The organism is Rahnella inusitata, from assembly GCF_003263515.1.
GTDB lineage: Bacteria > Pseudomonadota > Gammaproteobacteria > Enterobacterales > Enterobacteriaceae > Rahnella > Rahnella inusitata.
In genome coordinates this window covers 195865-202347 of record NZ_JYDE01000004.1, presented here as the reverse complement: position 1 = coordinate 202347, position 6483 = coordinate 195865, and the positions used below count along the sequence as shown (strand labels likewise).

Here is a 6483-nt window from a genome sequence, read left to right as displayed (position 1 = left end):
CCTCCGCCATAAACAACACATCAAAGCTGCTAAGCAATTAGCGGCTTTTTTTGTGCCTGAAATTCCCGCATTCTTTGGATCTGAAATCCATCCCTGACTAAAAAGTCCCTTCTTTCTGTCCGTACTGCCGCGGAGAACAGCCTAACGTGCGCTTAAATGCCGTGCTGAACGCGCTTTCTGATTCATAGCCTAGCGCCAGCGCCACGGCAGAAACCGGCTCTTTACCCTGAGTCAGCCGGTCTGCGGCCAGCAACATACGCCAGCGGGTGAGATATTCCAGCGGTGCGCTGCCGACGGTCTGTTTAAATTTCAGTGAGAATACCGAGCGCGACATCCCCGCGCATTCTGCCAGCGCCTGAACGGTCCAGCGGTGGGCCGGTTTTTCATGCATCGCATTCAGCGCCCTGGATAACTGTTTATCCGCCAGCGCCGTAAACCATCCGCTTTCCACTCCCGGCAGCTGGCTGCCAACGTACATCCGCAACGCCTGCACCAGTATCACGTGTGCCATATGCTGAGCGATAAGCAATCCGCCCGGCTGCGGGTCGTGCTGTTCCTGAATCATCCGGTCAACTGCCCAGCGCAAAATGTCTTTATCGGATTCCTTCGAGATGTGCACCACCGGCGGCAACATCGCCAGAAGTGCCGGGGCATTGCTGCCGCTGACGTAAAAACGGCTGCCGGTGAGATAGAAATCCTCGCCGCCGTTGTAAGTCACGGTGCCGTTTTCGCGCGTCTGGGTAAGAATTGGCGTGGCATCCGCAGAGGGAAGCCTGAGATCGCTGGCGAGGCGAAAAGGTCTGCCGCTGGGTAAAACAAAACAGTCGCCTGCCTGTAAATGTACCGCGCCCGGAACTGAATCCACCGACAGCCAGCACTCGCCGCGGATAACCGCATTACATTTTATCGACTGATAATGATCGGGAAATTTTATCGACCAGTCGCCGCCCGCTTTAAAACCCGCTGACATCGTACTGCGGGGTTTGAGCAGCGATAACACATCGGAAAGAGGATCCATCATTAACTCCGGACGATTGCAAAGATAATGCGGACTTTAGCGCATAGATCGTCTTTCCACCAGCGCATATAGTCGTTCCCAAAGGGTAGCCTTTCCGGTAAATAACAGAGGATTTCACAATGCGTGTATTCGTGACAGGTGCGACAGGTTTTATCGGCTCTGCGGTGGTGGAGGATTTACTCAAGGCAGGGCATCAGGTGCTTGGCCTGGCGCGTTCAGACGCGGGGGCAGATGCGCTGGTGGCTGCGGGTGCAGAAGTGCATCGTGGCAGCATTGAAGATCTCGAGAGTCTTAAACGTGGTGCAGCGCACGCCGACGGCGTGATTCATACCGCGTTTATTCATGATTTTTCGAAGTTTCTGGAGAACTGCGAAAAAGACCGGCTGGCAATCGGCGCCCTGGGCTCGGCGCTGGCGGGCACGGAAAAACCGCTGATTATCACCTCCGCGACCGCGCTGGTGAGTAACCAGCGTCCGGCGACGGAACAGGATCTGCCAGACCCGCAGGGAATGAACCCGCGTATCGCCTCCGAACTGGCGGCTGCGGCGCTGGCAAAACAGGGCGTTCACGTATCAGTGGTGCGTTTACCCCCTTCGGTACATGGTGCAGGCGATTACGGATTTGTGCCGATGCTCATCGCGATGGCGCGTGATAAGGGCGTTTCTGCCTACACCGGCAAGGGTGAAAATGTCTGGCCCGCGGTGCATCGTCTGGATGCGGCGCGAGTGTTCCGGTTGGCGCTGGAAAAGGGTGCAAGCAATGCTGTTTATCACGCCACTGCCGAGCAGGGGGTGGCATTTAAAGAGATTGCCGGGCTGATTGGCAAACATCTGAATCTGCCAGTGGAAAGTAAAACGGCGGAAAGTGCCGACGCGCATTTCGGCTGGTTCACGCACTTTGCCGCGCTGGATAACCCGACGTCCAGCGCGTTTACCCGTGAGACGCTGGGCTGGAAGCCGGAACATCAGGGATTGCTGAAGGATATCGACACCGCCGGATATTTTAATTAACCGGCCCTGCCTTCTCTCCCTTCATCAGGCCATTCCGGTGGCCTGATGAACACTTTTCTCCGTGGTTTTAATGGTGTTAATTGCCTAAAAAACGCCCCGAATCACACTTCGGGAAGATAAAAAATTTACCCCATTGCCTGTCAGATGTTATGCGCTATGTTGATTTTTAGTTTCTCAAATGTAACTAGAGGTTAACAATAATGTCGAATAAATTACGTATCTCTCTGATTGCTTCCGCTGTACTGATGTCTTCCTCTGCAATGTCAGCATTACCTCAAGGGTATCCGGCCGATTATCAAAAAATCGTCGATGCCGCGACCAAAGAAGGCAAAGTGGTGGTGTACTCCACTACGGACACTAAAGCTGCAGGCCCGCTGATTCAGGGGTTTGAGGCAACGTATCCGGGTATCAAAGTCGAATATAACGACATGAACAGTACCGAGCTGTACAACCGTTATATCAGTGAGCAGGCCGCGGGCGGCACCAGCGGCGATGTGGTCTGGAGTTCCTCGATGGACACCGCGCTGAAGCTGGCGACCGATTACGCTCAGGAATACAAATCGCCGGAGCAGAGCCAGTTGCCGAAATGGGCTGTGTGGAAAGACAAAGCCTACGGCACCACCTACGAGCCAGTGGTCTTCATCTATAACAAAAGGCTGATCCCCGCGGGCGACGTCCCTGATTCCCATGCGGCGCTGGCAAAACTGATCGCCAGCCAGACCGACAAATTCAGCAAAAAAGTCACCACCTATGACATCGAGAAATCGGGTCTCGGTTTCATGCTGTCGGTACAGGATTTCAAAGCCGATCCCAATTATTTCAAAACGCTGGCTGACGTCGCCAAAGGTGGCTTAGCGGTACAGTCCTCCACCGGTACCATGATGGAGAGGGTCTCGTCTGGCGAAAACCTGATCGGCTTTAACATCCTCGGCTCCTATGCCGAAGCCCGCGCCAAAACCGATCCGTCGCTCGGCATTTCCTATCCGAAGGATTACACCCTGGTGCTTTCCCGCGTCTCCTTCATCAGTCAGGAATCGAAAAACAGCAATGCCGCCAGACTGTGGCTGGATTACGTGCTGTCTGAAAAAGGCCAAAGCATTTTGGCGAATCAGGCCGATATCCCGTCAATCCGTAACGATATCGAAGGTAAAAATGACATCGACGGCCTGACCAAAATGTTAGGAAACGCCCTCAAGCCGATTCCGGTCGACGAAACCCTGCTGGAATATCTGCAACAGAAAAAACGTCTGGATTACATTAAACAGTGGCGTACCGCCGCATCAAAATAATTTACCCGTCATTCTTCACGCTGCAGATGCGTTGGCTGCACTCGCTCACCCGAATCACTTACCTGAGTAAGTTCATCGGGATCCGGTCGATTGCCGCCATCCTGCAACTCGAATGATTTTGGGTAAACGGAGGCGTAAGCCTCCCTTGTTTACCTGATTCCGTCGTTCAGGGTTCCTGACCTAAGGGAAGTAACATGAATGCATTGCGCAGAAAGTGGCAAAGTTTGCCGCGTGGCATGGTGGTGCTGATAACCGCGCTGGTTATCTACATTCCGTTGTCGTTCATCGTGATACAAAGTTTTCTCTCCGCACCTTTCTTCTCCCCCTCGAAGGAGTGGAGCCTGGAGTCGTTTGAATTTATTTTCACCGATCCGGATTTCTACAAGGCGCTGAAAAGTGGCTTTATTCTGGCGTTCGGGTTGGTGGTGATCGCCATCCCGCTGGGCGGAATTCTGGCGTTCCTGATGGTACGCACCGATTTGCCCGGCAGGCGTCTCATCGAGCCGCTGATTCTGGTGCCGATTTTCGTCTCGCCGATGGTGCTGGGGTTTGGTTATGTGGTCGCTGCCGGGCCGGTGGGCTTCTTCTCGCTGTGGGCGCAGGCCATCTTCGGGTTTGTACCCTGGAATATCTACGACATGTCGAGCATCGTGGTAATCGCCGGTCTGACCCACGTTCCCCACGCCTATCTCTATATTTCTTCGGCGCTGCGCAGCGTAGGTTCTGACGTCGAAGAGGCCGCGCGTACCGCCGGTGCTTCGCCGTTACAGGTGATGACCGCCGTCAGTCTGCCAATGGTTCGCCCGTCCATTTTGTACGCGACGGTGTTGCTGTTCTTCCTCGGGCTGGAAGTGTTCGGCCTGATGCTGGTGCTCGGCGACCCCGAAGGCAACATGGTACTGGCGACTTATCTCTATCAACTGACCAACAAACTAGGTACGCCGTCTTATCACCTGATGGCCGCCGTCGCCGTGGTGCTGATTTGTATCACCATCCCGCTGGTGATGTTGCAGCGCCGCCTGATGCGCACCGCTAACCGCTTTGTCACCGTAAAGGGCAAAGCATCGCAGGCGCGGGCGTTACCGCTGGGTAAATGGCGCTGGGTGGCGGGCGCGGTGGTGGCTTTCTGGCTGACCGTGACCATCGGCGTACCACTGCTGGGCGTGGTGCTGCGAGCGTTCATTTCCAACTGGGGCGTCGGTGTATCTTTGTGGGATGAACTGTCACTCAATACCTTCCGCACCATCTGGGAGCAGCCTAATCTGCTTCGCGCCATCGTCAACTCGATGGCTATTGGCGTGATCGGCGGTGCGCTGGCCGTCGCCTGTTATCTGTTTATCGGCATTGCCATGCACCGTAAACCAGACGGCGTGACGCGTTTTCTCGATTACAGCGTGCTGGTGCCACGTGCCGTTCCGGGGTTGCTGGCCGGTCTGGCTTTCCTGTGGGTATTCCTCTTTCTGCCGATGTGGCTGGACAATGCGCTCAAATCCGGCTGGCTTTCGGGGATGCCCTGGTCGCAGTGGCTGCGCGATAACCTGGTGGTCTGGTTGCGATCGCTGCGCAGTACGATTTTCAGCGTCTGGCTGGCGTATACCGTGGTGTGGATGGCGTACGGTCTGCGGCTGATCTCCTCGACGCTGTTGCAGGTCGGGCCGGAGCTGGAAGAGGCGGCGCGCAGTGCCGGTGCGACACGCGGGCAAATCACCCGTCACGTCACCATTCCGCTGTCACGCTACGGCCTGATTGGATCCTGGCTGCTGATGTTCCTGATTTTCGAACGCGAATATTCCACCGGTGTGTATCTGCTTTCACCCGGCACGGAAACCATTGGTTCGATGCTGGTTTCCCTGTGGGCGGCAGGAGCGATAGATATCGTCGCCGCGCTCTCCTTTATTAACATCCTGCTGGTGGTGTTAGGTCTGGGTATTGCCCTTCGTTTTGGAGTCAAATTACATGATTGAATTATCGGTCGAGAATCTGCACTTAACCTACGGCGACAATCCGGTGCTGAAAGGCGTGTCAATGGATCTGAAGCGTGGCGAAGTGGTGTCCTTACTCGGGCCTTCCGGCAGTGGCAAAACCACCTTGCTGCGCGCCGTCGCCGGGCTGGAAAAGCCGACGCAGGGCACGATCATTATCGGCAAAAACAAAGTCTACGACGGCACACCGCGCAGCGAAATTCCCGCCGAGGAGCGTAATCTCGGGCTGGTCTTTCAGTCCTATGCGCTTTGGCCGCACAAAACCGTTTTCGAAAACGTCGCGTACCCGCTAAAACTGCGCAAGGTGGCGTCGGGTGAAATCACGCAAAGAGTGCAGGCGGTGCTGGATCAGCTCGGGCTGGGGCATCTGGGCAAACGCCATCCGCATCAGCTTTCCGGTGGTCAGCAACAGCGCGTAGCGATTGGCCGTGCGCTGGTGTATAACCCGCCGGTGATATTACTTGATGAGCCGCTGTCTAACCTCGATGCCAAGCTGCGTGAAGAAGCGCGTGTGTTCCTGCGCGAACTGATCATTAAACTCGGCCTGTCGGCGCTGATGGTGACGCACGATCAGAACGAAGCGATGGCGATTTCTGACCGTATCCTGTTACTCAATAACGGCAAAATCGAACAGCAGGGTACGCCGCAGGAAATGTACGGTTCGCCGAAAACGCTGTTTACCGCCGAATTTATGGGCAGTAACAACCGGCTGCACGGCAAAGTCACCGACGTGCGCGACGGCAAAGCGCGCATTGAAGGCAAAGACTGGGCGCTGTGGGGGCAGGCGGGTGAGGGCGTACAGAGCGGGCAGGAGGGCACGGCGGTGATCCGCGTCGAGCGCGTGGTGCTGGCCGACGGACCGGGCGACAATCAGCTGGAATTACCGCTGCTGACCAGCATGTACCTCGGTGACCGCTGGGAATACCTGTTCCGCACCGCCGGTGATGATTTTGTCATCCGCGCCTATGGTACGGATGTACGGGATCCTCAGCACTGCCATCTGGCATTGCCGGAACAGCACGTGTGGATTTTCCCGAAAGGATAAATGCGGTTAAATAACCCATATGAATACAATGTTTATATGGGTTATATTTTATTATTCACTGTATTTATTTAATCTATTTTAGTATGCTTTTTTTTGATTTTTTTTATTGTCCTTTCGGATTTTAAAATTTATTCTTCTC

5 protein-coding genes are annotated in these 6483 nt (G+C 55.1%); 4 read left to right on the top strand and 1 reads right to left on the bottom strand.

Annotation, left to right across the window (positions count from 1 at the left end; genetic code table 11):
- Nucleotides 1–97: 97 nt before the first annotated feature.
- On the bottom strand, nucleotides 98–1018 hold the full coding sequence (locus TU92_RS03140; RefSeq protein ID WP_112164500.1) for an AraC family transcriptional regulator: 921 nt from the start codon (nucleotides 1016–1018) through the stop codon (nucleotides 98–100).
- Nucleotides 1019–1137: 119 nt separating this feature from the next.
- Here TU92_RS03140 and TU92_RS03135 point away from each other — a divergent pair, with 119 nt between their 5' ends.
- The 4 genes from TU92_RS03135 (at nucleotide 1138) to TU92_RS03120 (ending at nucleotide 6344) form a co-directional block, all read left to right on the top strand.
- Entirely contained in the window at nucleotides 1138–2028 is an 891-nt protein-coding gene (locus TU92_RS03135) for an SDR family oxidoreductase (RefSeq protein ID WP_112164499.1), read from the top strand.
- Nucleotides 2029–2228: 200 nt separating this feature from the next.
- Nucleotides 2229–3317: an ABC transporter substrate-binding protein gene (locus tag TU92_RS03130; protein WP_112164498.1), complete on the top strand. Its 1089-nt coding sequence runs from the start codon at nucleotides 2229–2231 to the stop codon at nucleotides 3315–3317.
- Nucleotides 3318–3511: 194 nt separating this feature from the next.
- Nucleotides 3512–5281 carry an ABC transporter permease gene (locus TU92_RS03125; RefSeq protein WP_112164497.1) on the top strand — a complete coding sequence of 590 codons (1770 nt, stop codon included), beginning with the start codon at nucleotides 3512–3514 and terminating at the stop codon, nucleotides 5279–5281.
- Nucleotides 5274–6344, top strand: a complete 1071-nt coding sequence (locus tag TU92_RS03120) for an ABC transporter ATP-binding protein (protein WP_112164496.1) — start codon at nucleotides 5274–5276, stop codon at nucleotides 6342–6344. Before TU92_RS03125 ends, TU92_RS03120 begins: the two co-directional genes overlap by 8 nt.
- Nucleotides 6345–6483 lie beyond the last annotated feature (139 nt).